Origin of the sequence: Vibrio sp. Isolate30 (assembly GCF_022397975.1) — a bacterium.
Lineage (GTDB): Bacteria > Pseudomonadota > Gammaproteobacteria > Enterobacterales > Vibrionaceae > Vibrio > Vibrio fortis.
This window is the reverse complement of sequence record NZ_JAKEUS010000001.1, coordinates 1,152,454-1,176,296: the sequence shown is the minus strand read 5'-3', so window position 1 is coordinate 1,176,296 and position 23,843 is coordinate 1,152,454. Positions and strand designations below refer to the sequence as shown.

General features: G+C 42.4%; 21 protein-coding genes. 16 read left to right on the top strand and 5 right to left on the bottom strand.

Annotated elements, in window-relative coordinates:
* Positions 1–182: 182 nt before the first annotated feature.
* From L1D60_RS05125 to L1D60_RS05115, 3 genes are all read left to right on the top strand, one after another.
* Entirely contained in the window at positions 183–1,022 is an 840-nt protein-coding gene (locus L1D60_RS05125; RefSeq protein ID WP_239840033.1) for an AraC family transcriptional regulator, read from the top strand.
* A 187-nt stretch (positions 1,023–1,209) separates the two neighbouring features.
* On the top strand, positions 1,210–2,394 hold the full coding sequence (locus L1D60_RS05120) for an amino acid aminotransferase (protein ID WP_239840032.1): 1,185 nt from the start codon (positions 1,210–1,212) through the stop codon (positions 2,392–2,394).
* Between the two features lie 12 nt (positions 2,395–2,406).
* Positions 2,407–3,102: an ATP-dependent zinc protease gene (locus L1D60_RS05115; protein WP_239840031.1), complete on the top strand. Its 696-nt coding sequence runs from the start codon at positions 2,407–2,409 to the stop codon at positions 3,100–3,102.
* Positions 3,103–3,231: 129 nt separating this feature from the next.
* Here the strand turns inward: L1D60_RS05115 and L1D60_RS05110 are convergent, their stop codons facing one another.
* The 3 genes from L1D60_RS05110 to L1D60_RS05100 all read right to left on the bottom strand — a co-directional run bounded on the left by L1D60_RS05110 (position 3,232) and on the right by L1D60_RS05100 (position 6,273).
* Positions 3,232–5,118: a methyl-accepting chemotaxis protein gene (locus L1D60_RS05110; RefSeq protein WP_239840030.1), complete on the bottom strand. Its 1,887-nt coding sequence runs from the start codon at positions 5,116–5,118 to the stop codon at positions 3,232–3,234.
* 174 nt (positions 5,119–5,292) lie between these two features.
* Positions 5,293–5,817 (bottom strand): hypothetical protein, encoded by a 525-nt coding sequence (locus L1D60_RS05105; RefSeq protein ID WP_239840029.1) that lies wholly within the window; start codon positions 5,815–5,817, stop codon positions 5,293–5,295.
* 84 nt (positions 5,818–5,901) lie between these two features.
* The gene (locus L1D60_RS05100) at positions 5,902–6,273 is read right to left on the bottom strand and encodes a NirD/YgiW/YdeI family stress tolerance protein (RefSeq protein WP_239840028.1); all 372 of its coding nucleotides are present in this window, start codon (positions 6,271–6,273) and stop codon (positions 5,902–5,904) included.
* Positions 6,274–6,469: 196 nt separating this feature from the next.
* On the opposite strand from L1D60_RS05100, the gene L1D60_RS05095 reads away from it, so the two are divergent.
* From L1D60_RS05095 to modC, 4 genes are read left to right on the top strand one after another with little or no spacing between them, the layout of a single operon-like run.
* Positions 6,470–7,957 carry a cobyric acid synthase gene (locus L1D60_RS05095; protein ID WP_239840027.1) on the top strand — a complete coding sequence of 496 codons (1,488 nt, stop codon included), beginning with the start codon at positions 6,470–6,472 and terminating at the stop codon, positions 7,955–7,957.
* 19 nt (positions 7,958–7,976) lie between these two features.
* Complete coding sequence (gene modA / locus L1D60_RS05090; protein WP_239840026.1) at positions 7,977–8,732, top strand: molybdate ABC transporter substrate-binding protein; 756 nt, start codon at positions 7,977–7,979, stop codon at positions 8,730–8,732.
* Entirely contained in the window at positions 8,732–9,430 is a 699-nt protein-coding gene (gene modB / locus L1D60_RS05085; protein WP_239840025.1) for a molybdate ABC transporter permease subunit, read from the top strand. The genes modA and modB overlap by 1 nt, the downstream gene beginning before the upstream one ends.
* On the top strand, positions 9,427–10,533 hold the full coding sequence (gene modC, locus L1D60_RS05080; protein ID WP_239840024.1) for a molybdenum ABC transporter ATP-binding protein ModC: 1,107 nt from the start codon (positions 9,427–9,429) through the stop codon (positions 10,531–10,533). The genes modB and modC overlap by 4 nt, the downstream gene beginning before the upstream one ends.
* Before the next feature lie 154 nt (positions 10,534–10,687).
* Here modC and L1D60_RS05075 read toward each other — a convergent pair whose 3' ends face one another.
* Positions 10,688–11,125, bottom strand: coding sequence for a DUF3069 domain-containing protein (locus L1D60_RS05075; protein ID WP_150869563.1), 438 nt, complete (start codon positions 11,123–11,125; stop codon positions 10,688–10,690).
* A gap of 131 nt (positions 11,126–11,256) precedes the next feature.
* On the opposite strand from L1D60_RS05075, the gene L1D60_RS05070 reads away from it, so the two are divergent.
* Both L1D60_RS05070 and L1D60_RS05065 read left to right on the top strand, forming a co-directional pair.
* The gene (locus L1D60_RS05070) at positions 11,257–12,228 is read left to right on the top strand and encodes a diguanylate cyclase (RefSeq protein WP_239840023.1); all 972 of its coding nucleotides are present in this window, start codon (positions 11,257–11,259) and stop codon (positions 12,226–12,228) included.
* 160 nt (positions 12,229–12,388) lie between these two features.
* Positions 12,389–13,360 carry a Solitary outer membrane autotransporter beta-barrel domain gene (locus tag L1D60_RS05065; protein ID WP_275665581.1) on the top strand — a complete coding sequence of 324 codons (972 nt, stop codon included), beginning with the start codon at positions 12,389–12,391 and terminating at the stop codon, positions 13,358–13,360.
* Positions 13,361–13,381: 21 nt separating this feature from the next.
* On the opposite strand, the gene L1D60_RS05060 is transcribed toward L1D60_RS05065, so the two are convergent.
* Complete coding sequence (locus L1D60_RS05060) at positions 13,382–14,626, bottom strand: GGDEF domain-containing protein (protein WP_239840022.1); 1,245 nt, start codon at positions 14,624–14,626, stop codon at positions 13,382–13,384.
* 232 nt (positions 14,627–14,858) lie between these two features.
* Here L1D60_RS05060 and L1D60_RS05055 point away from each other — a divergent pair, with 232 nt between their 5' ends.
* The 7 genes from L1D60_RS05055 (at position 14,859) to L1D60_RS05025 (ending at position 23,840) form a co-directional block, all read left to right on the top strand.
* On the top strand, positions 14,859–15,221 hold the full coding sequence (locus L1D60_RS05055) for a late competence development ComFB family protein (protein WP_032552521.1): 363 nt from the start codon (positions 14,859–14,861) through the stop codon (positions 15,219–15,221).
* A gap of 50 nt (positions 15,222–15,271) precedes the next feature.
* Positions 15,272–15,553 carry an HlyU family transcriptional regulator gene (locus tag L1D60_RS05050; RefSeq protein WP_239840021.1) on the top strand — a complete coding sequence of 94 codons (282 nt, stop codon included), beginning with the start codon at positions 15,272–15,274 and terminating at the stop codon, positions 15,551–15,553.
* A gap of 301 nt (positions 15,554–15,854) precedes the next feature.
* The gene (gene pntA, locus L1D60_RS05045; RefSeq protein ID WP_239840020.1) at positions 15,855–17,402 is read left to right on the top strand and encodes a Re/Si-specific NAD(P)(+) transhydrogenase subunit alpha; all 1,548 of its coding nucleotides are present in this window, start codon (positions 15,855–15,857) and stop codon (positions 17,400–17,402) included.
* 12 nt (positions 17,403–17,414) lie between these two features.
* Complete coding sequence (gene pntB / locus L1D60_RS05040) at positions 17,415–18,794, top strand: Re/Si-specific NAD(P)(+) transhydrogenase subunit beta (protein WP_239840019.1); 1,380 nt, start codon at positions 17,415–17,417, stop codon at positions 18,792–18,794.
* A gap of 998 nt (positions 18,795–19,792) precedes the next feature.
* On the top strand, positions 19,793–19,957 hold the full coding sequence (locus tag L1D60_RS05035) for a hypothetical protein (protein WP_181359913.1): 165 nt from the start codon (positions 19,793–19,795) through the stop codon (positions 19,955–19,957).
* Between the two features lie 56 nt (positions 19,958–20,013).
* The gene (locus L1D60_RS05030; RefSeq protein WP_239840018.1) at positions 20,014–21,105 is read left to right on the top strand and encodes a hypothetical protein; all 1,092 of its coding nucleotides are present in this window, start codon (positions 20,014–20,016) and stop codon (positions 21,103–21,105) included.
* Positions 21,106–21,110: 5 nt separating this feature from the next.
* Positions 21,111–23,840: a DEAD/DEAH box helicase family protein gene (locus L1D60_RS05025; protein ID WP_239840017.1), complete on the top strand. Its 2,730-nt coding sequence runs from the start codon at positions 21,111–21,113 to the stop codon at positions 23,838–23,840.
* Positions 23,841–23,843 lie beyond the last annotated feature (3 nt).

Genomic DNA, 23,843 nt, shown 5'->3' with positions numbered 1-23,843 from the left:
TTGTATGCGAGAAGTTTATCGGTATTTGGTTTCACTGTATTTTTCGGTTGAATCATTAACTTTTGCCAAACTCTCCAAATGCTTGGTTCCAATAAAACTGAACATATGGCACTGCATCAGTTCAGTATCTGAAGGGAACTGGTAATTGAAGGGAAGTGGCAACAACCGGCGAATAGTAAGCGATGAGTGAAAAGCAAGAGTGTTATGAGATATCTGAGAGTACTCATCAAGAATTTGTCGACCAAAGCCATGTATTAGCGTTTGAGCAGCTTGGAATTGTTCAGTGTGGCACGGCTTCTTGTCGCGAATTCTTTTCCGTCTATCGCAAAAACCAACAGAAACATATGCTGTTATTTACCGTGCGCGGTAAAGGGTGGTTAGAGAGTGGCGCATGTCGATACATTCTCGAACCAGGCTCATGCATCACTGTGCCTGCAGGTATCGAAAATGGTTTCGGTATTGAGGAAGAAACGTGGCAGATAGCTTGGATTTTCCTATCTCCAGATAAACAGTGGTTAAACATCGACAATGAAATTCGTTATACATTAACGCCTGCGGCAGAGGTTGTTGCTTCTTGTATACACACCTTGCTGAGAAGCATCTCACTTCCGATTGATCTTGGTGGTGCGGTGGCTATTCATAGTGTTGCGCAAATTGAAGCGTTGATTAACGCTCCGATTCCACAACCGCAATCTCGCAATGAAATCCGATTAAAGCGAGTCTTCGACAATGCGCAAAAGCAATTGCATAAAGAATGGAGCATTCAGGATTTGGCGAACCTATTTCCATGCTCTGAACCGCACTTTCATAGGTTGTGTCGGCGTTACTATTCTCACAGCCCTATGACACACCTTATGCGCATGAGAATGGAATATGCGGCGCGCTTACTGCGCTCAAGTGATTGGTCAATACAGCACATTGGCGAGATCGTCGGCTATCCGAATGCAGCAAACTTTAGTACTCGGTTTAAGGCATGGTCAGGAATGACTCCAAGACAGTTTAAACAAAATATACCGCAATAGATAAGAAGTCATTTGAAGTCTAACCGCACAGTGTGCACATTATTTGAACATCTAAACTGTGCGATAAATCGACGACTATCAGATTACTTATGCTAACTAAGCGCTTCTAATAAAAAATGTTTCTGATTTGACTATGATAATGTTAACGTAAAACTCATTACTTGAATTTCAAAGGGTTGTGACTTTCATGTTTTCACATCTACCAAAACCAACTTTAGATCCTATTCTCTCTCTTTCTGTGGCTTATCGTGGCGATGAACGCCCAAATAAAGTCGACCTAGGTATTGGCGTTTACCGCAATAACCAAGGTGAAACGCCGATTATGAAGGCGGTTTCAATGGCTCAAGATATCGTCGTTGAAAATCAAAAAACCAAAGCTTACGTTGGCCTAGCGGGTTGCGAAGAGTTTAATCAAAGTATGATTGACCTATTGTTGAAAGGAACTTCAGCAATGGATCGCGTAGCCGCAATTCAAACACCTGGTGCGAGTGGTGCATTGCGTATGTTGGGCGACCTAATGAAGGTAGCACAGCCAGACACTACGGTTTGGATCTCTAATCCAAGTTACGTTAACCATCAACCAGTGATGGAAGCGGCAGGACTTAAAGTTAAGCACTACTCTTACTTTAGTCCTGAGACAAAACAGGTTGATACAGCAAGAATGCTTGAAGAGCTGTCGCACGCGGGCCCTAATGATGTCGTCCTTCTACATGGATGTTGTCATAACCCAACAGGTGCAGATATCGATTTTGCAGCTTGGCAAGAAATCACAGCGCTTTCACAGAAGAATGGTTTCCTTCCATTTGTTGATATCGCTTATCAAGGTTTTGGTGATGGTCTTGAAGAAGATGCGAAAGGTCTTCAATTCATGGCTGACAATGTTGAAGAGATGCTAATTACAACATCATGCTCGAAAAACTTCGGTTTGTACCGTGAGAGAACGGGCGCAGCGATTGTTGTCGGCAAAAATAGTCAAGATGTTGGTAATGCTAAAGGTAAACTTCTTACTCTTGCGCGTTCTACTTACACTATGCCGCCAGATCACGGTGCAGCATTAGTTAAAACTATTCTTCAAAATCAAGAGCTAACACGCATTTGGAAGCAAGAATTGAGTGAGATGCAAGGCCGTTTGTTAAATCTTCGCCAAACATTATGCAATGAATTGCGAAATACTCATAACACGTCACACTTTGACTTCATTGAAAGCCATAAAGGTATGTTTACTGTACTAGGCTTTAAAGAAACTCAAATGAATCAACTACGTGAAGAGTATGGCATTTATGGTGTTGGTGATGGTCGCATCAATATTGCAGGTCTTTCAGAGTCTCATATTCCTTATGTAGCTAACGCAATCGCTAATGTATCAAAATAAAATGGTGACTGAATGTACAATTGGAAAGCAATTATAACCCTGATGTTAAGTGGTGGCCTTGTTGCTTGTTCTACGACGAGTCAAGTTCCTGTCGAGCCAGAGCAGAAACCACAAATCGAACAACCTGTTGTTGACGATTCAAGCAAAGCGGATGAAAAAGATGGTGAGGCTTCTAAAGAGCCGGCAACTGAACCTGAAAAAGAGCCAGAAGAAGTTGTAAAACCAGCCGAGCCAGAAAAGAAACCAGTACCACCTAAAGAACCTGAAAAGATGATCAAAACCGCTGATGGTAAATTGATTCTTGGGGAAGAAGAGTGGGTATACGTTCCTGGGTTAGAAGAGTCATTTAGAGCACGTGTTGATACAGGCGCAACAACTTCTTCAATCAGCGCAATTGATATTGTCCCATTTGAGCGCGATGGAAAAGATTGGGTTAAGTTCAAAATTGAACACGATGGCATCAAGAGCAAAGAAGTGAGCCTGCCTGTAGAGCGCTGGGTTAAGATCAAGCAGTCTAGTGCGGAAGGTACACAACGTCGTGCTGTGATCGTTGCCAATATTCAAATTGGTGATCTTAAAGATAAAACGGAATTCACATTAGCTGATCGTACGCACCTAAAATACCCATTATTGCTAGGCCGTAGCTTCTTCAGAGATGTTGCGGTTGTTGATGTAAGCAAGAAATACGTTCAAGCTAAAGTGAAATAATAGCTGAGTCTGAACGAGTTCTTCTAAACATTGATACAAACAAAAATCCCGATAAGTGTCGAACTTATCGGGTTTTTTTCGTTATAGCAGTTTGTACTTAGGTTAGCACTTAAATAACTAGTACTTAGATTAGTACTTAAATAGCTGGACTTGAGTATTTAACTGCTGCGCGATGCCACGTAGCTCTTCAGATAAATGACGCGAGTTATCCGCTTCAGTCGACATCTTGTCAGATACATCATTAACCAGCTGGATATTCTTACTCACTTCGCCTGTTACTGTGCGTTGTTCGGAGGCCGCATTCGATATATGAGAGGCCATATCTGAGATTTGTTGAATTGATGCAGCAATTTGCTCTAGCGCTTCTGTTGCATTATTTGCATCATCGACACTCGATTGTGCTAGGTTCTGACTGCGCTCCATCGATTCAACGGCAGAAACACTGTTTTTCTGCAATGTTTCGATCATTTCACGGATCTCATCTGTCGAACTGTGAGTACGTTGAGAAAGTACACGGACCTCATCAGCAACAACGGCGAATCCACGGCCTTGTTCGCCAGCGCGAGCTGCCTCAATTGCGGCGTTAAGTGCGAGTAGGTTAGTTTGTTCTGCAATGTCTGAAATGGTCGATAGAATCGCATTGATGTCTAACGCATTCTTCTCCAGCTCCTGAATAATGCCTGATGCATTCTCCACTTGCTCTGCTAAGCTCGTGATTGAGTCTTGGTTGCGGATGATAACGCGCTTACCTTGTTCGCAGTTCTCCGTTGAGCTGATTGCTGAATCGGCAGTCATCTGCGCATTGTTCGCCACTTCTTCTGCTGTTGCAGACATCTCATGAACGGCTGTCGCGATTTGTGAAATCTCATGAAGCTGAACCGCTAAACCGTCGCTTGTCTGACGAGCAACATTGGTACTCACTTCAGACTGCTCATTAAGTTGACTAGACGAATGAGCTATGTCACGAACAATTTCTTGGAGCTTGGCAATAAAGGCATTAACGTGTAGCGCCAGCGTTCCAATCTCATCTTTACTGTTCACAGAAATGCGTTGTGTAAGGTCACCGTTGCCTTTGGACAGCGCTTCCATTGCTGTACTGAGGGTGGTCAGTGGTGCTAGGGCTTTCTTAATCACAAACATTGCAACGAAGGCGATCACGACCAATTGCAACATACCAAAGATTGCAGATTGGCGTAGTAGTGAACGATAGGATGCGAAAGATTTGGTTTTATCAATCACTATCGTGAAATACCAATCAGTGTGAGGAACTTTTTGTGCAGAAAGGAAAGATTCTGATCCGCCTATAAGCAGTTCTTCGAACTCAGGGCTACTTGCGATCGATTTGATCTTTTGTGCAGAGAGGTTGTTAGAGATGTTTGATACCGACTTTAAAGTCAGTGAACGATCTTTATGAGCAACAATTTTTCCTGAACCATCTACAAGGAACGCATAAACACCGGGTTGTTCAACGTTAACAATGTCGTTGACCAACGCAGTCAGGTTTAAGTCAGCGCCAATAACGCCCGAGTATCCATTGGTATTAAAGGGAGAGGCGATCGTCACAACCAGTTCGTTAGTCGCAACGTCTAAGTATGGTTCTGTCACGACAGTGCGACCTTGAGCCATAGGGGTTTTATACCAGTCTCGAGTGCGTGGGTCATAGCCTTCTGGCACTGGTAGATCAACACCTTGCAAAAAGCGGCCATCAGAAAGACCTGCGTAGGCGATTTGGAAACGACCAGCATTAGTACTTTGAGTAAAGTAGCTCTCTGGTGAGCTTGTGTATTTGAAGGCGTCTTTAGCAGCATTCACTACGTTAATTCGGCCTTCAATCCACTTCTCAATACCCGATACATTAGAAGTCGTTAGTGTATTCGAATATTGTTGCACTGAACGGTACGTCTCATTTAACAGTTGTTTACCTGTGACGTATGTTTGAATCATTGTCATCGCAAAAATGATGACAACAAATATCAGGGTCAGTTTGTTTTTTATCGACATGCTGTTACCACCCATTACGGTACTCCATCTATCAGCAAAATTTGTGAGAGATTAGCAGTACGCCATGTTGCGGTAAAGCAATTTTATCTATTGGTCGTTAAATATTTATATCGTCTATGTTTTTCTCGTAACTTAGTGATAAAAATCTAAATAAATTAATGAGTTAAACATAGTGCGGTGTGGCAGTGATTAGAAACCAAATCGCGCTGACATTAATACCTGGTGGCCGTAAGTACCGTTGTTACGCATGTCGACACCGACAGATAGCTGGTCTGTGGAATGGAAACGCGCACCGAAACCAACAATAGAGTTAGTACCATCATTGTCGATCAGTTGACCGAGACGGGCGTTAACTTCAATGTTTGCCATTAGCCACGCTTTCACGCCGACGTTCACTTCAGTTTTAAAGCTGTTGTCGTCATTGCGCTCAATGTTATGTAGCAGCATCTGACCGTAGATGTCAGCAAACTGACCGATTGGACCGTTGAAGCCGATGCCGCCTGCCGCATCCCAGTCACTTTCGAAACCTGTATCTACGCGACCAACAAAGTGTGCATTTTGGGTAAATAGTGTCGTGAACTCACCACCAAATGTACTTGGGCTTGCTCCCATACGGATTTCAAAAGTGTTGTAGTTGAAATTGTTCGCTGATGCGGCAAATGAACACAGCGCAGTTAATCCGATAAGTAGCGTTTTTTTTGCGTAACCCTGCATGGTGACTCCAATTTTTTGTATTTAGGGCAGTATATACAAAAAAGCCTGCAATATGCAGGCCATTTTAATTAGACTCGATCGAGATTATAGAATTTGGATATGGTCAACTTCGATCTCAGGTGTGTTACCACCTTCATACTCACCAAAGATACGTACTTGAGTTTCAGCCGTCAGTGGTTGAGCCAACTTGATATCATCATCTAGCTCAATTTGAATTTCGCTTTGGCCGTCTGAAAAGATGAACTTATCGTTACGAACTTGACGAACAATTTTGCCATCTACAATCGCTTCTTGTTCAGAGAACATGCTTGTATTTTCAAGCAGTGTTGCAATAGTTGTAGATTCAACTGGTCCTGTGTAAGAGATACCGCCGTTGTTGTCTTTGTGGCCATCTGCTAGAGCGATTGCTGGAGTAAGAATAACTGATGCTGCGATTGCTAAGACTGCTTTTTTCATAATAAATACCTCATTGGTTATGTTTGGTTGAAACGTTTTGTTTCGATGAGGCTATTAAACAATACTGGGTTTGAATTCAGCGTGAGTAACGTATTCATTTTCCATTCATTTTCATGAGCATCTTATTATCAATAACGCTACTATAGAGATAAAAGCGTGGTTATTTTGCGCCTAAGAATCAAGGAAATCAGTTTCAATGTTAACACCACTTAAGGCCCTGATGGTTCAGGGTACAACATCAGATGCCGGTAAAAGTGTATTGGTGGCAGGTTTATGCCGCGTATTGGCTCGACGCGGCGTTAAGGTTGCGCCATTTAAGCCACAAAATATGGCACTCAATAGCGCAGTAACTGAAGATGGTGGCGAGATTGGACGAGCTCAAGCGGTTCAAGCTCAAGCGTGTAATGTTAAACCTACTGTTCATATGAATCCGGTATTGCTTAAACCTAACTCCGATACTGGTGCGCAGGTTATTCTCCAAGGGCGCGCATTGACTAACATGGAAGCCACCGGTTATCACGACTACAAAAAAGTCGCTATGAATACGGTGATCGATTCATTCGGTCGACTTCAGTCAGATTATGAGAGTGTGATGATTGAAGGGGCAGGCAGTCCGGCAGAAATCAACCTGCGTGAAAATGACATCGCTAATATGGGCTTTGCTGAAGAAGCGGATGTTCCTGTCATTATTATTGCTGATATTGATCGAGGTGGTGTATTTGCTCACCTGTACGGAACCTTGGCACTATTGTCAGAATCAGAACAAAAGCGTGTTGTTGGATTTGTGATTAACCGATTCCGTGGTGACATCAAGCTACTTGAGTCCGGCTTAGATTGGTTAGAAGAAAAAACAGGAAAGCCTGTGATTGGCGTTTTGCCATATCTACATGGATTTAACTTAGAAGCTGAAGACGCAATTACAACAGCGCAAGAGTCGGATGGTGATGCCAAATTAAAGGTTGTAGTGCCAGTATTTACACGAATTAGTAATCATACCGATTTTGATACCTTGCGTTTAAACCCAGACATCGACTTGCGCTATGTAGGTAAGGGTGAGCGCTTAGATAAAGCTGACCTAATTATATTGCCCGGAACAAAATCAGTTCGTGCCGACCTCGAGTACATGCGAGAGCAGGGCTGGGATAAAGATCTCCAACGTCACTTGCGTCTTGGTGGCAAGGTCGTTGGTATCTGTGGCGGATATCAAATGCTTGGACAGTCTATTGATGACCCAGACGGCGTTGAAGGTCAACCAGGCTCTTCAACTGGTTTGGGCTTGCTGGATACCACAACGGTTTTGACTCAGCAGAAGACGTTGACCAATGTGAGTGGACGGCTGACCTTGAACGGCTCCACATCTGCAGTAAAAGGGTATGAAATTCATGTAGGTAAGACCCAAATCAAAGAAAAAGATGTGCCTATACAGTTAGACTCTGGCGCTATTGATGGTGCAGTAAATAGTGAAAACACTATCTTCGGTACTTATCTTCACGGTTTGTTTGATAATAGTGACGCTTTATCATCGATCTGTGAGTGGGCGGGTGCAAGTACGGTAGCAACGATTGATCACCACGCATTAAAAGAAGAAGGCATTGATCGTATCGCTGATGCCATTGAAGAGTACATGAAGCTCGATTTATTGTGGCCTGAATTCAGTACTATCAAAAATAAAATGAACGAATAATCACGTGAAAGAGAGAGTGATGAAAAAACGATTGCTGACGTTAGCATTAACTTTTTTTGCTTTTCAGGTATCGGCACAAGACTCGATTAAAGTTTATGCCGCATCTTCAATGACCAATGTGGTCAATGAACTGATTTCTGAGTTTGAAAAGAACAATGATATTGATGTGACGCCAGTGTACGCGAGCACATCGTCATTGGTTCGCCAGATAGAGAGAGGCGCGCCTGCAGACGTGTTTATCGCGGCCAACCAAAAATGGATGACACATTTAATCGACAGAGGCCACGTTTCAAGTGACAATGTCACTAATTGGGCAGGAAATGAGTTGGTTTTGATTCAACCTAACTCACATGAAGCGGACTATGCTTCATTTAAACTAGATGATGCAAAAGTATGGCAGGAAGCGCTCGTAAATGAACGTCTAGCGGTTGGCAACACAATGTCGGTACCTGCCGGCATCTATGCTAAAGAGTCTTTAGAGACGCTAGGGGTATGGGAGAGCGTGCGCCGTCGCTTAGCTCCGAGCAACAACGTACGTATGGCACTTGCATTGGTCGAGAGGCAGGAAGCCCGACTAGGCATCGTCTATAAAACCGATGCAATGCTATCGAAAGACGTTTCCATCATCGACACGTTTCCCGAGTCGTCGCATTCACCAATACGTTACCCTGTAGCAAAAGTGAGTGACAATGTCTCGACACAAGCTTTTTACACCTTCATGCAAGGCGACTTTTCTAAGTCAGTTCTCGAACGCTATGGTTTTAATACGCATTAATGTTTTATTTATCTGATTACGAATATCAAGCTTTACTGTTAAGCCTCAAGGTTGCGGGCTTTGCCATTCTTTGGTTGGTCCCAATTGGGATAGCCTTAGCTTGGTTACTCGCGAAGAAACAGTTTATAGGCAAAGGCTTACTGGAAAGCCTTGTCCATCTCCCTTTAGTACTACCACCCGTTGTGATTGGTTATCTTCTATTGGTAATGATGGGCAGACAAGGTGTGATTGGATCTTGGCTTAATGATGCATTTGGATTGGTGTTTAGTTTCAGTTGGAAAGGCGCATCACTTGCTTGTATCGTCGTTGCGCTACCGCTCATGGTCCGATCTATTCGCTTAAGTCTAGAGAATGTCGACAGCAAATTAGAAGAAGCGGCGGCAACGCTGGGCGCTTCACCTCTTAAGGTCTTTTTTACCATAACCCTTCCACTTATGGTTCCAGGCATTATCACTGGCACCATGCTGTCATTCGCTCGCAGTTTAGGTGAGTTTGGCGCAACAATTAGCTTCGTATCTAACATCCCAGGTGAAACTCAGACGATCCCTTTAGCGATGTACACATTTATTGAAACCCCTGGGGCAGAAATGGAAGCGGCGCGCCTGTGTGCAATCTCTATCGCTATTGCTCTGAGTTCTCTCATGTTGTCTGAGTGGTTAAATCGCAAGACGGCCAATAAATTAGGGGGGAACCAGTGAGTCAATTGATACTGAAATATCAACAAAAGCTTGGCGAAACCGAGTTTGATGTTGACCTGACTCTACCTAGCCAAGGTATTACAGCGATATTTGGGCGCTCCGGTGCAGGTAAAACCTCTTTGATTAACGCCATCAGTGGTCTTAAGAACCCTGATAGTGGTCAGATTGAAGTATCGGGTAAAACCCTCTTCGATAGTAGTAAAGGGATTAACTTGCCAGTCCACCAGCGCAAAGTGGGCTATGTGTTTCAAGAATCTCGTCTGTTTCCGCATATGAAAGTGTCGAGCAACTTAAAATATGGTGTTAAAACGCCTGACCAGTTACATTTTGAGCAAGTTGTCGATCTTCTTTCACTGCGTGCGTTACTGGATCGTTATCCTGCTAAGTTGTCAGGAGGTGAGAAGCAGCGAGTCGCAATCGGTCGAGCGCTATTGTCGAAGCCAAGTATTTTATTAATGGATGAACCATTAGCTTCGTTAGATTTGCCACGTAAGCGTGAAGTGATGCCTTTTTTAGAAAACCTCTCGGAGAGCGTCAAAATCCCTATCGTTTATGTCACGCACAGTCTCAATGAAATTCTAAGGCTCTCTAACTATTTGGTGATATTGGACCAAGGGAAAGTGTTATCTTCAGGGCAAACGGAACAAGTATGGGCGTCACGAGCAATGCGACCTTGGCAATCATTCTCTGAGCAAAGCTCGCTGTTTGAAGCGAAAATTGTTGAACATAACGATGACTATGCGCTGTCTAAGCTTGCGTTAGGTGCAACCACGTCACTTTGGGTTCAACAAGTTGATAATCCGATTGACGCATCAGTCAGGCTTCAGATTCGCGCCAATGATGTATCGTTGTCATTAGAGCAACCACAAAGTACATCCATACGTAATATATTGCCCGCGGTTATTCGTAGAGTAGAAACACAGCAGCATGGCCACAACAAGCAGAGTGTCGCTGTAGAGCTTGAGTTAGAAGCGGGTTGTTATTTGTGGGCGACCATCACTTTATGGGCGCTGGATGAGTTGAGCCTAACAATTGGACAACGTGTGTTTGCCCAAATTAAAGGGGTGAGTGTGGCGCAACGTGATATAGCCGTGACACATTAACCGTTGAGTGGTCTCTAGTGGCACAGAAACTTGTGACACTAGTACCATATATTCACATCTCATTTGCGATGGATAGCAAAAAGCCGCTCAATAGAAGCGGCTTTTTATTTTCTTATAAAGAACAAAAGGTTACCAATAGATAACCTTGAACTCACTATTTAGTGAAAACTTCTTTAAAGTCACGCTTCAAGATTGCATCACGACGAGCTTTCTTGATCTGTTTAACCATGTCTTTCACACAGTTGTGAAGAACTTGGTCAAGAAGTTGAGCGCGGTACTCTTCTTTCTCTTCGTCAGTCATGCCTTCTGGCAGTTTAAGAGTTGGGAACTCTTCCATAACGTTAATACCAGCAAATGACTGGCTTACAGAGATTAGAGCGTGGAATTGTTCGAAGTTGTCTAGAACGTTCTGTGCGCTTGCTGGAAGACTATCCCACGCTTCGCGTACTGCTTCTTCAGACACTTCGTGAATAGAAGTAACCATGTTGTGCATCTCTTTTGGCACTTCATCAAATTCGATAACTTGACGTAGCTCTGGAGAGATAGTGGTTAAATCGATTTCTTGTTGCTCGTTGTTTGTAGCGTCTGACATAGTATTTCTCTTCAAAAAGAAACAATGCTAAAAAGATCTGTAAAAAAGTCAATATAATATAGAGACGACCGCATGAATTAGCGCCAGTTTTAGGCTATTTTCATAGTTCAACACAATATAAAGGTGACGTAATGGCAGAAATGGGATCATCAATGCGTATATTGCTCGTAGATGACGTGCAATTAGATCGAATGCAGCTTGCTATACGCCTAAAGCAGATAGGTCATGAAGTTGAAGCGGTAGGCAGCGGTAAAGAGGCCTTAGAAATCTATTCCCAGTGTGATCCCGAATTGGTACTGCTGGATATTAGTATGCCAGATATGGACGGCTTTGAAGTCGCGAGAGAAATCCGTCGCCAGTTTCCTGACTGGATCCCAATTATCTTTTTAAGCGGTCACGATGAACCAGAAATGATCGCTAAGGCGATTGATGCCGGCGGGGATGACTATTTGATCAAGCCCGTAAACAAAGTGGTATTGAATTCAAAACTCATTGCCATGCAGCGTATTGCCGCGATGAGACGAGAGTTGAAGCAGAGCACCGCTAAACTGGAAGAGCTTAATCTGCTGTTGAAACAACAAGCCAACGAAGATGGACTAACCAAGCTCTATAATCGCCGTTATATGGATACTAAACTTGAAGAGAGTATTGCGTGGCATGGGCGTAGAAAAGCGTACATGACCATTATTCTTCTTGATGTCGACTTCTTTAAACCATACAACGACAACTACGGCCATATCCAAGGAGACAACTGCCTGCAAGCCTTGGCAGGAGCCCTGAAAAAGCTCTTTGTACGGGCTGGTGAGTATGTTGGCCGCTACGGAGGGGAAGAATTCATCCTGATATTGGGCGATACGGACAGAAACTTTGCAGAACAACAAGCTCAGCGTATTCAAGAAGCACTTGAGAAGATAAACCTGAAACATGAACATTCAACCGTGTCAGATAGGGTGACAGTGTCACAGGGTGTGTTGACGTTTGTCCCAACAGGAGATGAATCAATCGAAGGAAGCTATCAGGCGGTTGATAATGCGCTTTACTTGGCTAAAGAAGGCGGTCGAAATACATACGTTATGCGTGATATCGCAGAAGTGAATCGATAACACCCCTTATGACTCCTTAATACCAAGCTGTATATGTTCTGAAAATTATGTTTTCGATAAATAAAAACAGTGGAGGTCAATGATAGTCTAGTGATAAAGTCGGCCGCCATTTTTATTGGTTGTTGCTGTTTTTATTGATTATTAATTAAGGATTTTATTTTTGGAACTTCGGTATTTATCTCTCGTTTTGTTCGTTCCAGCCATGGCTTGTGCAACGAGTTTAAATGACGCTACGAGAAAGGAGCTTGAGCAAAACTTCGCTACTAGTGTTTTGCTGAGTGACTCAGACGTATTTACCTTCGGTTTTCATAATTTTGATCCTAATAAAGTCTTTAAAATCGACAATGAAAATATAGGTACAACCGAGTCTCTTAGTCGGCGTAAAAACATTGCTGCGCTTAGTTTGCCTTACACTATCGCTTTGCCATCTTATATCGAAGATAACCGACAAGAGCTTACACTACGTTTATCTGCGCTGAGTATAGATCAAGACATCGACTTAGCGTCAGGCAAAGCCCCAGATGCCTTGAGTGAGTATGTTATATCCGGCTATTTTGAGTTTGCAAACGTCAATGAGCTCGATGAAAACTGGAGCGTAAGCACGGCGATTGGTAACCATGTTTCTTACTATAATAACGACTACACATACCGTAGCGGCGTATTAGAGCCTTATCGCAGCATACTTGATGGTTTTATCGTTAACACTGATGCTTGGGCTTACATAGTAGAGCCTAACATCAAACTGACTTATCAAGATCTGCATAAGTGGGGGCGAATAAAATTAAGCTCAAGCTGGCATTACTTTTATGGGTATGGCTGGGGTGAAGCCAACAACGGCGATGTAGGGAACCCAGAAGGTTGGTATCTCGCCAATGAAATCAAAGTCTTCTATGATTTGGTGTCATGGCGTGACAATGTCACATCGATGTACTCCAGTGTGAAAAGAATTGATGTAGGAGGAGATACTTCAGATCCCCTTGGTACACACTCGTATTATGAAGCAAGCTTGGGGTGGTTATTAGACCCAGATTTACTCAATGATTGGGTCGATAACGTTGGGATAGGGTTCACCATAAACTACGGAAGTACCCTTAAGGGCGGTAGCCTAGTGGTATTTTTCAATCAAGATTAAACAATGTTAGATACCGATTATCTAATCTTTACTAATAGATAATCGGTTACGACCCGCTTTTTTGGCCTTGTACAAGGCATTGTCTGCAAGTTTCATCACTTCTTCTGGCTTCTTAGTCGTCTTACTGTCTGCTAAACCGATACTGACCGTCACATTAACGATTTTTGAAGCTACAGGCCCACGGCCACGGTTTTTACTTCCCGTATCATCGCAGTTAGGACGTGCATGATTGTCGCGTATTACGATGTCGTAGGCTTCAATGTCTCTAATTAATTCGTTGAGGTGTCCAACCACCTGCTTAGCGTGTTTACGTCGGTAGATGATCGTAAATTCTTCGCCACCATAACGATAAATACGAGGGCGGCCGGACGCTAACTTCATTCGACTGGCAACCAGTTTGAGAACTTCATCGCCGATATCGTGACCGTATGTATCATTAAACGATTTGAAATGGTCAATATCGAGCATGGCTAAAGCGTACTTACGACCTAGATGCTTCATGTCACTCTCAAGCGCATGACGGCCAGGAATATTGGTTAATTGGTCATTAAATGCTAGTGCATGGCTTGCAGACATCATGTAGATGATGATCAACACGCCTGATAAAGAGAAGAGTGTGCTAGAGATGTATTGTACGTCAAAGAAAATAAACGTTGAGCTCGCCATAACAATAGAGCTGTATACAACAACGTCAATAGGGCGGTTGTACATCAATACTAAGATGGCCGTTAAACCAGATAACCCAATGCTGTACATTAACAGTACAAACGGCAGTTTAGATAAAGAAGTAAAGCTAAACAGGATGCCCTCACTCCATGATTCAAAACCCCCAGCATAAAAGTGAGTAATGATCAGTTGAGACCACGCGATAAAAAGGCCTATGGCGAGCAGGTAGAACCCTGTTGTTCTTACTGATAAGGCTGTATCGGGAAATGCATAGACCAACAAACAAGAAACAGGAAGCAAAGCTGCTAACAGAGAAAGCTCTAAAAGTGTTGTACCTGTGTTTAGAGGGCTTTGAAGACGTGTTTGTATCACAATATACGCAATAAGCATCGCGATAGAGACCATCGCCATACGACCTTGTTTAAAGGTAAAGCACAAGATCCCCGCTACAGACAAAAGAATGTAAGGGAGATTGTTGGCGAAGCCATGGTTTGATTCCGTAATTAAGATGACGTTGTTCATACCAACAAGCAGTATGCTGAGTAGGAGAAGCGGAAAACAAAAACGGAATAAACTAGACGTGACAAACGAAGATGACATTTATGTAGAGTGCCTATCTAAACTGATGATTCTATAACTAATACTAGTAATGTAGGATACGGCTTAAATTCCAATTGCCAAGCTTTTTACCTATTTTTAGATAAAAACATAGTGATGGATTGTGAATAATGCAACAAAGTGAGTATGTTTATTGTTGATATTATTGGTATAAACAACTAAAAGTTAAGTAGAACTGACTCAGTCACTAATGTGAATCATGGAGAGATAAAATATGCAGATCAGTGTTGACGTTCATAACTATATGGAAACACTTGTCGGTCAGGTGCTGACGACAGAAGAGTATGTCTCAAGTTATTCTCAAGAGCAGTTAGCTGATCTTGCGTGCTTGGCTCTTGGACAATTAAAACCTATCTATATCCGTTACGATATCGATTTTTTAGCCGCGTTACCTGAAGAAAAGCTCGTTCTGTACAAAAGAAATAGTGAGATCGCCGTCAAAAATGCAGAAGCGATGATCTTAGATGATCGACGAAAAAATCGCTCTCAAGATATTCCAGTTATCTTCTCACATCACAATTTTGACGATGATGTTGAACTGGATTGGTATGAAAAGCCACTGTTGAAGAACACCTAGTCGTGATACGTTAAGAAAGTCCTTGGTTGTTCAATTAGGAGTATAAAAACGTGGGATTTTTTTCAAAGCTATTTGGAACTAAAGAAAAAACCGAACAAGCCGCTGTTGTGGAACCAGTAGAGTATAAAGGTTTCAATATCTATCAAGAAGCATTGGCCGAGTCCGGTCAATATAGAGTCGCTGGGCGTATCGAGAAGGAAATTGATGGAGAAGTAAAATCTCATCGTTTCATTCGTTCTGATGTTGTTTCAAACAAAAATGACGCCGACGAACTAATGCTGAAAAAATCTCAAATGTTTATCGATCAAATGGGCGATAACATTTTTAGCTAGCCAATTAGGGTTAGACTTGATGTTGGTCATAATTTTAAGAGCCTTCAGTGTATATGCTGAAGGCTCTTTTTAGTTTTTAAGGAAAAAGAACAGCTAGATGGTTGTTATTTAAGGGATTAATTTTAAGTGGTTTGACCTCTTAGCCTGAATTGGTTGTCTTTTAGCCTCTCAAAATCGATGGATTTACGTCCAATCCGTTATATGTAATAACTTTTTCTGTTCTTTGAATAAAACGCTTGAAGTATTAGTTGTCGTTAGATACAAACGAATAAGTCATTGTGCCAATAGTCAAGGAATAGCTATGCAAATTGGTGTACCAAAAGAAACCCTCGCAGGTGAAACGCGAGTCGCTGCTTCTCCAAAGTCGGTAGAACAGCTTTTAAAACTAGGATTTGAAGTTTGTGTTGAGACGCAAGCAGGTGCTTTAGCAAGTTTTGATGACTCAGCTTATGAAGAAGCTGGCGCTAAAGTAGTCTCTGCGGAACAAGCTTGGGAGTCCGATATCATTCTTAAAGTCAACGCTCCTATTGTTGACGAAAATCTCGATGAAATTGCGCTTATTAAAGAAGGGGCAAGCCTGATCAGTTTTATCTGGCCAGCACAAAACCCTGAATTAATGGAGCAGCTGTCTAGTAAGAACATTAATGTAATGGCAATGGACTCGGTGCCACGTATTTCGCGTGCCCAAGCATTGGATGCATTGAGTTCCATGGCCAATATTGCCGGTTATCGTGCTGTCGTTGAAGCGGCCCATGAGTTTGGACGTTTCTTTACTGGCCAAATCACAGCTGCTGGTAAAGTGCCACCGGCTAAAGTATTGGTTGCAGGTGCGGGTGTTGCAGGTCTAGCTGCAATCGGTGCAGCTGGTAGCCTAGGTGCGATTGTTCGCTCATTTGACGTTCGTCCAGAAGTAAAAGAACAAGTCGAATCAATGGGCGCTGAATTCTTAGAAGTCGATTTCCAAGAAGATACAGGCGCGGGTGATGGCTATGCCAAAGAGATGTCTGATGAATTCAATAAGAAAGCAGAAGAACTCTACGCAGCGCAAGCAAAAGACGTTGATATCATAATCACAACCGCACTGATTCCTGGTCGTCCTGCACCGAAGCTGATCACGAAAGAGATGGTAGATAGTATGAAGCCGGGTAGCGTGATTGTTGACCTTGCTGCGGCTAACGGTGGTAACTGTGAATATACGGTTGCTGACCAAGTCATCACAACGGCAAATGGCGTTAAGGTTGTGGGTTATACCGATATGGTAGGTCGCCTTCCAACTCAGTCTTCTCAGCTATACGCAACGAACCTTGTGAACCTACTTAAACTTCTTTGCAAAGAGAAAGATGGCAACATCAATATCGACTTTGAAGACGTTGTTCTTCGCGGCGTAACGGTAGTGAAAGAGGGTGAAGTAACATGGCCTGCACCACCGATTCAAGTTTCAGCACAACCTCAGCAGGCGAAGCCTCAAGCGGCTCCCGTTGAACCAAAAGTTGAAGAGCCAAAATCTCCAGCTAAGAAGATCGCGGGCATGGCAATCGCCGTAGGTGCTTTTGCATGGATCGCGTCTGTCGCTCCTGCTGCGTTCCTGTCGCACTTCACGGTATTTGTACTGGCTTGTATTGTTGGTTACTACGTCGTTTGGAACGTGAGCCATTCTCTACATACACCACTTATGTCGGTGACTAATGCTATCTCAGGCATCATTGTTGTTGGTGCGTTACTTCAAATCGGTCAAGGCAGTGGGGTTGTTACCTTCTTGTCATTTATCGCCGTGTTAATTGCAAGCATCAACATATTCGGTGGCTTTACCGTTACCAAACGTATGCTTGAAATGTTCCGTAAAGACTAAGGAGTATAACGGATGTCTGAAGGATTAGTACAAGCAGCATACATTGTCGCTGCTGTATTCTTTATCATGAGTCTTGCTGGGCTTTCAAAGCAAGAATCTGCACGTGCTGGTAACTATTACGGTATTACTGGTATGGCAATCGCTCTGTTTGCAACGATCTTTGGTCCTTATTCAGAAGGCCTAGTGTGGATCATTATTGCCATGGTGATCGGTGGTGGTATTGGTATCCACTACGCGAAGAAAGTGGAAATGACAGAGATGCCAGAACTGGTTGCAATTCTACACAGCTTTGTAGGTATGGCAGCGGTACTGGTTGGTTACAATAGCTACATTGATGCGCCAGAAGCGGCGACGCACGCAGAGCATGTGATTCACCTTGTGGAAGTTTTCCTCGGTGTGTTCATTGGTGCTGTAACCTTTACCGGTTCAATTGTCGCGTTTGGTAAACTACGTGGTGTCATTTCATCATCAGCGTTGAACATTCCTCACAAGCATAAGTGGAACCTTGCTGCGATTGTAGTTTCAACATTGCTGATGATCATGTTCGTTAAAGCAGACGGCAGTATGTTTGCTCTGATCGTTATGACGTTGATCGCTTTTGCATTTGGTTACCACCTTGTTGCGTCTATCGGCGGTGCAGATATGCCGGTAGTGGTTTCAATGCTTAACTCATACTCTGGTTGGGCAGCGGCGGCGGCAGGCTTCATGCTAGCAAATGACCTACTGATCGTAACGGGTGCTCTAGTAGGTTCATCAGGTGCAATTCTGTCTTACATCATGTGTAAGGCGATGAACCGCTCATTTGTAAGTGTTATCGCTGGTGGCTTTGGTCAAGAAGTAACAGTTTCTGGTGATGCTGAAGAGCAGGGTGAACACAGAGAAGCATCAGCTGAAGAAGTCGCAGAGATGTTGAAAGGCTCTAAGTCTGTAATCATCACTCCTGGATACGGCATGGCGGTAGCGCAAGCGCAATACCCAGTACATGAAATCACTGAAAAACTTCGTGCTCAAGGTGTAGAAGTTCGATTTGGTATTCACCCAGTAGCAGGTAGGTTACCGGGTCACATGAACGTACTCCTTGCAGAAGCTAAAGTACCGTACGATATCGTTCTAGAGATGGATGAAATCAATGACGACTTTACTGAAACCGATACTGTTTTGGTTATTGGTGCGAATGACACAGTTAACCCTGCAGCATTAGAAGATCCAAACAGTCCAATTGCAGGCATGCCTGTACTTGAGGTTTGGAATGCGCAAAATGTTATCGTATTCAAGCGTTCAATGAATACGGGTTATGCGGGTGTACAGAACCCACTGTTCTTCAAAGACAACACACAAATGTTGTTTGGTGATGCTAAAACTAGTTGCTCTGAAATAATTTCTCACTTATAGTGGGTTCGTTAAGTAATTGATACTAAAAGGGTACTGATTTGGTTCAGTACCCTTTTTTATTGAATAGCTAGTGGATGAGCACAGATTGTCGTCCCATGGGGACGAGCGGAACTTTTTATTAATTAGTCCTAATAGATCTTATAGGGGTAATTAATATTTCGATAAAGGTCGAAATAAAACATAGTATCTAATAAGAGAGTTTGTTGTAAAAGCCAACATGGATTCATCAATGTTCTATCAATGATGAATCAATAACAATCCACCAGCAATGATATTACAAAAGCGGCCATATCAAGGCTGATGGATGCAGTCAATAGATTAGTAAAAGTAAATCGAAAATAATGTTTATAACCTATAATTCTAGGGTTATAATGTCCACATTGAAACATCGTTTCAACCTCGTGATCCCCACCTCATATTATGGTTAACGCTCAGTTAACAACCCCAAGGCGATTGAATACTTTATAAACCATGCCCTTAATCGGGTTTTGTTTGCCTCCAATTTTAGTAATCCCTGATAAATACGAAATGACCAATGACATGATCATGATCATCTTTGAAGATATGGGGGTACTTATGCAGCTATGGCAACAGGTTTAGATGAAAAGCGTGTTAGCTACCTTGCAAAGGTTCATGGCTGGAAACGTCCAGATGCAAAGATGAAGCGGTTTAATGCTGCAAGAATTATAAAGAATCATTACATGAGGACATGTAAATGAAACTGAACGTTTGACATCAATATTGAACAAATAACAACCACCAGTAAAGGTTGGTGAGTTCCAAAATTATTATGAAAAACCTTGCTCACTAAGTGAGTGAGAATAATGAAATACATCCTAGAAATTGAATCAAATTTTGAAACTGGGATCGATAAATAACATTGCAAGGTGTCAAGGTGGAGTTGTTACCACCAACATTGAGAACGGGGAGTGGTTACCCCGTTTTCTTTCACCTAAATAATCAATGAGCGTTGATAATAACCAAAAGGAGTAAAGATCATGACTCAAAAAGAAATTTATGAAAAATATGGTTTAACTGTATGTGCTAGAAACATTCGTCAAAGCAAAGAACACGTATGTCGCCAAGCAAAGAAAGCAGGTTGGAGAGCACCGACCAACGAAGAGATCGCAGATAACGTTTTGCGCCTAATTTATAACCAATAACATCAACTACCCAGTGAGAATAATATTATGTGAGGGTGTCAATATGGAATAATAACATGACACTAAGCATCAACCTTTCAATTAACGTCGAATCATCAAAAGACCGATGGATCGAAAAAGACCAAGTTTGCATTCAGTACCATGATACATGGGTGACCAAAACAGTACCGTGGACTGAGAACAATTTAAAATTGGTCGTATCAAATGACCTGATGTGTGGAATTAGTTCAACAGGTCGAAAAGGCAAAGACGCAATAACAGAAACATGGTGTTACTACGTGGACATCGATGATCCTACACGTCATGGCGATGACTTGATCGACCACGTGCACCGATGCTTTAACCGACATGGTATTGCACATGCAATATCCACCAGCGTTAACAACAAACGTGAAAAGAAAAAGCCTAGCGGTGAAATACTACCAGCATGTCCACGTTTGAAAGTTTTAATCCCACTTGCACAACCAATCCCACTAGCAACTAATGTCCAGAAAAAGATCTGGGAACACAACAAAGTACGGTGCTTTGCTTACATCCAAAAGATTCTCGGTGAAGATATTCCACTTGATAAGAGTTCACACGATGCCAACCGCTATTCATACCGTGCAAATATCAACGCAGATAACTTTGAATGGCGTTTTGCAGATGGTAAACCCCTACCACTACATAAAGTCCTAAAAGCCCCGTGTACGTTCATACAGAAGCTAATTGACGACGGTGTTGCAGGTATTGAAGCAGGTGACGAGCTTTACTATGAACATTGCAAAGTTGAAGTTGAAAAGAAACGTGCTGCGAAACTCAAAGACCTAGAGTTAAAAGGGATCGATGTTAAGCGACAACATCAACTGGTGATGACCGCTGCAAAGTTTTTCTTTAGTCAAAACCGTGATCGTGGTGATTGGGTTCAAGTATGCCAAGCATTCGTTAATGAACATTTGGGTTACTTATCAGATCACACAACGTTAACCCGTGGCGAACTGGTTAGTTTCACTCCGTCGTTTTCACACGATGCTGTAAAAGCTGGAACTATCGTGCATTTAGCAAAGAAATACGGTTGGACTAAACCGTCAAATAAACCAAATATCGAAGACATCAAAGTATCAAAGAGCATGGAAAGCGCACTGTCTTTCCTGAATAACAAGGCATAACAATAATGATAAACACCTTGCAACCAAAGATTGGGCAACAATTAGCTCCAATTTTTACCCGTGCATCAAAGCACATAGAAAACCTAGAGTTAACCAAGCAACAACACCTATCCAGTAAACTAGGTGACATCTTCAACATCTTAAAGAAAGGTAAATTCTTAAACCTATATGGTGAAATGTCACTAGGTAAAACACGACTAATCAAAGGACTGTTTTATCACTGGAAATTACTAGGTTACACACTGATCTTAATCCCGAATCGAAACAACCTTGCAGTACAAAGCAAAGAGGATTTGGAACAAGGGAAAGATTCAACAAAAGTCCTGAAGCTATTCGGTAACAGGCAGGACATAATTGAAGATTCTGATGGTTTGATCGTAGCGTCATGTGATGCGGTTTATAAGTTGGCTAAAGACGACAAATTACCACCTAAATGCGTATTCATTTATGACGAAATGCACGAAGCTGACATGCATTTTCGTTCATGCTACAACCACATGGTGGAGTACCATCGAAGCGTCAGCAAGTTGTATCAAGATCACATAGTCATTGGCATGACAGCGACACCAACCCCCTTCAACATCTTCAGACACTGTTTAGACAACACGGTGAATTGTTACCGCAATGAAGACCCTGAAGCGAAGATGATCAGAAAGTATTATGTGGTTGAGGGTGAACTAACACGGTCAATCGTCCATGACTTCATTGATCGAAGTATCGAGCAAGAAAAGCTACCGTTCTACATCAAGAACAACCAAGAGGAAATCGAATCCGTTTACATTAGTAAGAAATTAGACGGTGTTAGCTCCGCAGTCGTCCAAGCATTATCGAAGTATTCAAGTTCAACCATTGGTAAAACAATGAAGAACGATGCTAACCAATTAATTAAGACTGGCAAAACTACAAACTTTGATTTTCTTACTGGTACTGTAGCAATCAGTGCAGGGATCAACTTGTATGAGAATAAGCGTCAAGGTGTTATTGCAACAGATGTAACAATTAACCCATTAGCAGTAACTCAAAGTGCTGGACGCTTAAGGAATAAGACGCAAAGTAAAGGTATAGCCGATAATGACACGTACATCTTTACTAACATGGCTAAAGACCAGATGTTAAAACCGAGGTGTTATTATTCGATTAAGAAAGCGTATGAAGATGCATTCGAGGCACTACAGACAACTAAAGTATACGTGAATGAAAAGGGTGTTGAATTATTAGGCGAAGTCGAGAAGAAAACCTTTGAGGGGATCGGGGAGTACATCAAACAAAACGATGATGGGAGCCATCGTTTTGTCATTGGTACAATTGATAATTTGGCTGCGTTGAAGTGGTTTAAGCAGTTGGAGCGTGATCCGATTAGGTACATTGCATTTCGTGAATTTGCATACCCAGATTCGAATAACGATGGAAAATGCTTTGAATTAACTCAAGACGTTATAGACGAATACTTAACCAACATACACAGCAACAAAGAGTTCATGAAGCGATTTTCATATGATTTGTTCATGACCTATTCCGATTTTGAAGCTGCAACCAGTACCAACTTACAACCTGCAAGTATAGCAAGTGATCTAGTTTCTGCCGACAATAAGAACATGTTGAAGTTGTCACCAGTAGATATCCGTGACGAAGTATTGAACCCTGAAGACCGTGACGAACTGTCACCAACCACAGCCGCTAAATGGTCTGCATCGTGTAAAGCTGGTTTCGATAAAGGGTTCAAACGTTACTCAAAGCGTCATGAAGCAGAACATAAGAAGCCTTTGAGTCATGATGAATACAATGCGTTGTACCCACTGGTTGAACATTTCTACTTCATTAAACGTTCGAAGTTGCATGATGCGTATAGAAAGTTCGATTACATTGAGTTCACCCGTGAATTTCGTGGTTTACCTACCGAATGGTGGGCTAAGTCCAATGGTATTTCAAAAGCATGTAAAGCTGGTTATAAGTCTTTGTGTACGGGTATTGCTGAGACGATGATCCATGACCCAAGTTACATCGACACGACATTAACGTTGACCAATGACACACCTATGAAGTTCGCAAAGGTATTGGCAATTGTTGCTAGGGAAAGTTTATCTGATACTGCAAAGGGGACGTTACCAGAACTTAAGAATTCTACCTATGGAGCTATGAAGCAAGCACATGTAGCCATGACTAACGGTGCTACTGATACTTTTTCGATGATCGGTTACACAAATAAGAATGGTACGGTGACAATGGCTCCAAGTAAAAGTGATGCGCTGCGACTGGTCGAGATGTTCTATGACCGAGTAGATCTAGAACAAGTCAAATTGAAAAGCATGTCACCTGATGAACGTAAAGCGTACATCGAAGCTAAGCAAAGTAAGAAAGATTCAAAGGGTAAAACGATTGTAGTACCGCATGAATACGAATTAGTACCGAATGCATACTTCAAAGCTGTTACCAGTGGTGGGCATGAACGACCAGAATTTGAAGGTGGGGAGATCGAAGACCTAAAGCGTACCTATGCGATTGAAGCTGAAGCGTTGGCACATGATGAAGAGTTGAAAGCTAATCGTCGTGGTTATGACAAGAAACGTGATGCGACTGAAGAACGTAAAGAGCGTGACCGTCAACGTAAACGCAATGCAACACCAGAACAGAAAGCTGCTAAAGCTGAAAAGGAAAAGCTGCGTAGGGCTAAGATTAAAGCAGAACGTGAAGCTGCATTGGTAGCATGTTATGACGTTTCTGACATAACTTTCTAAAAA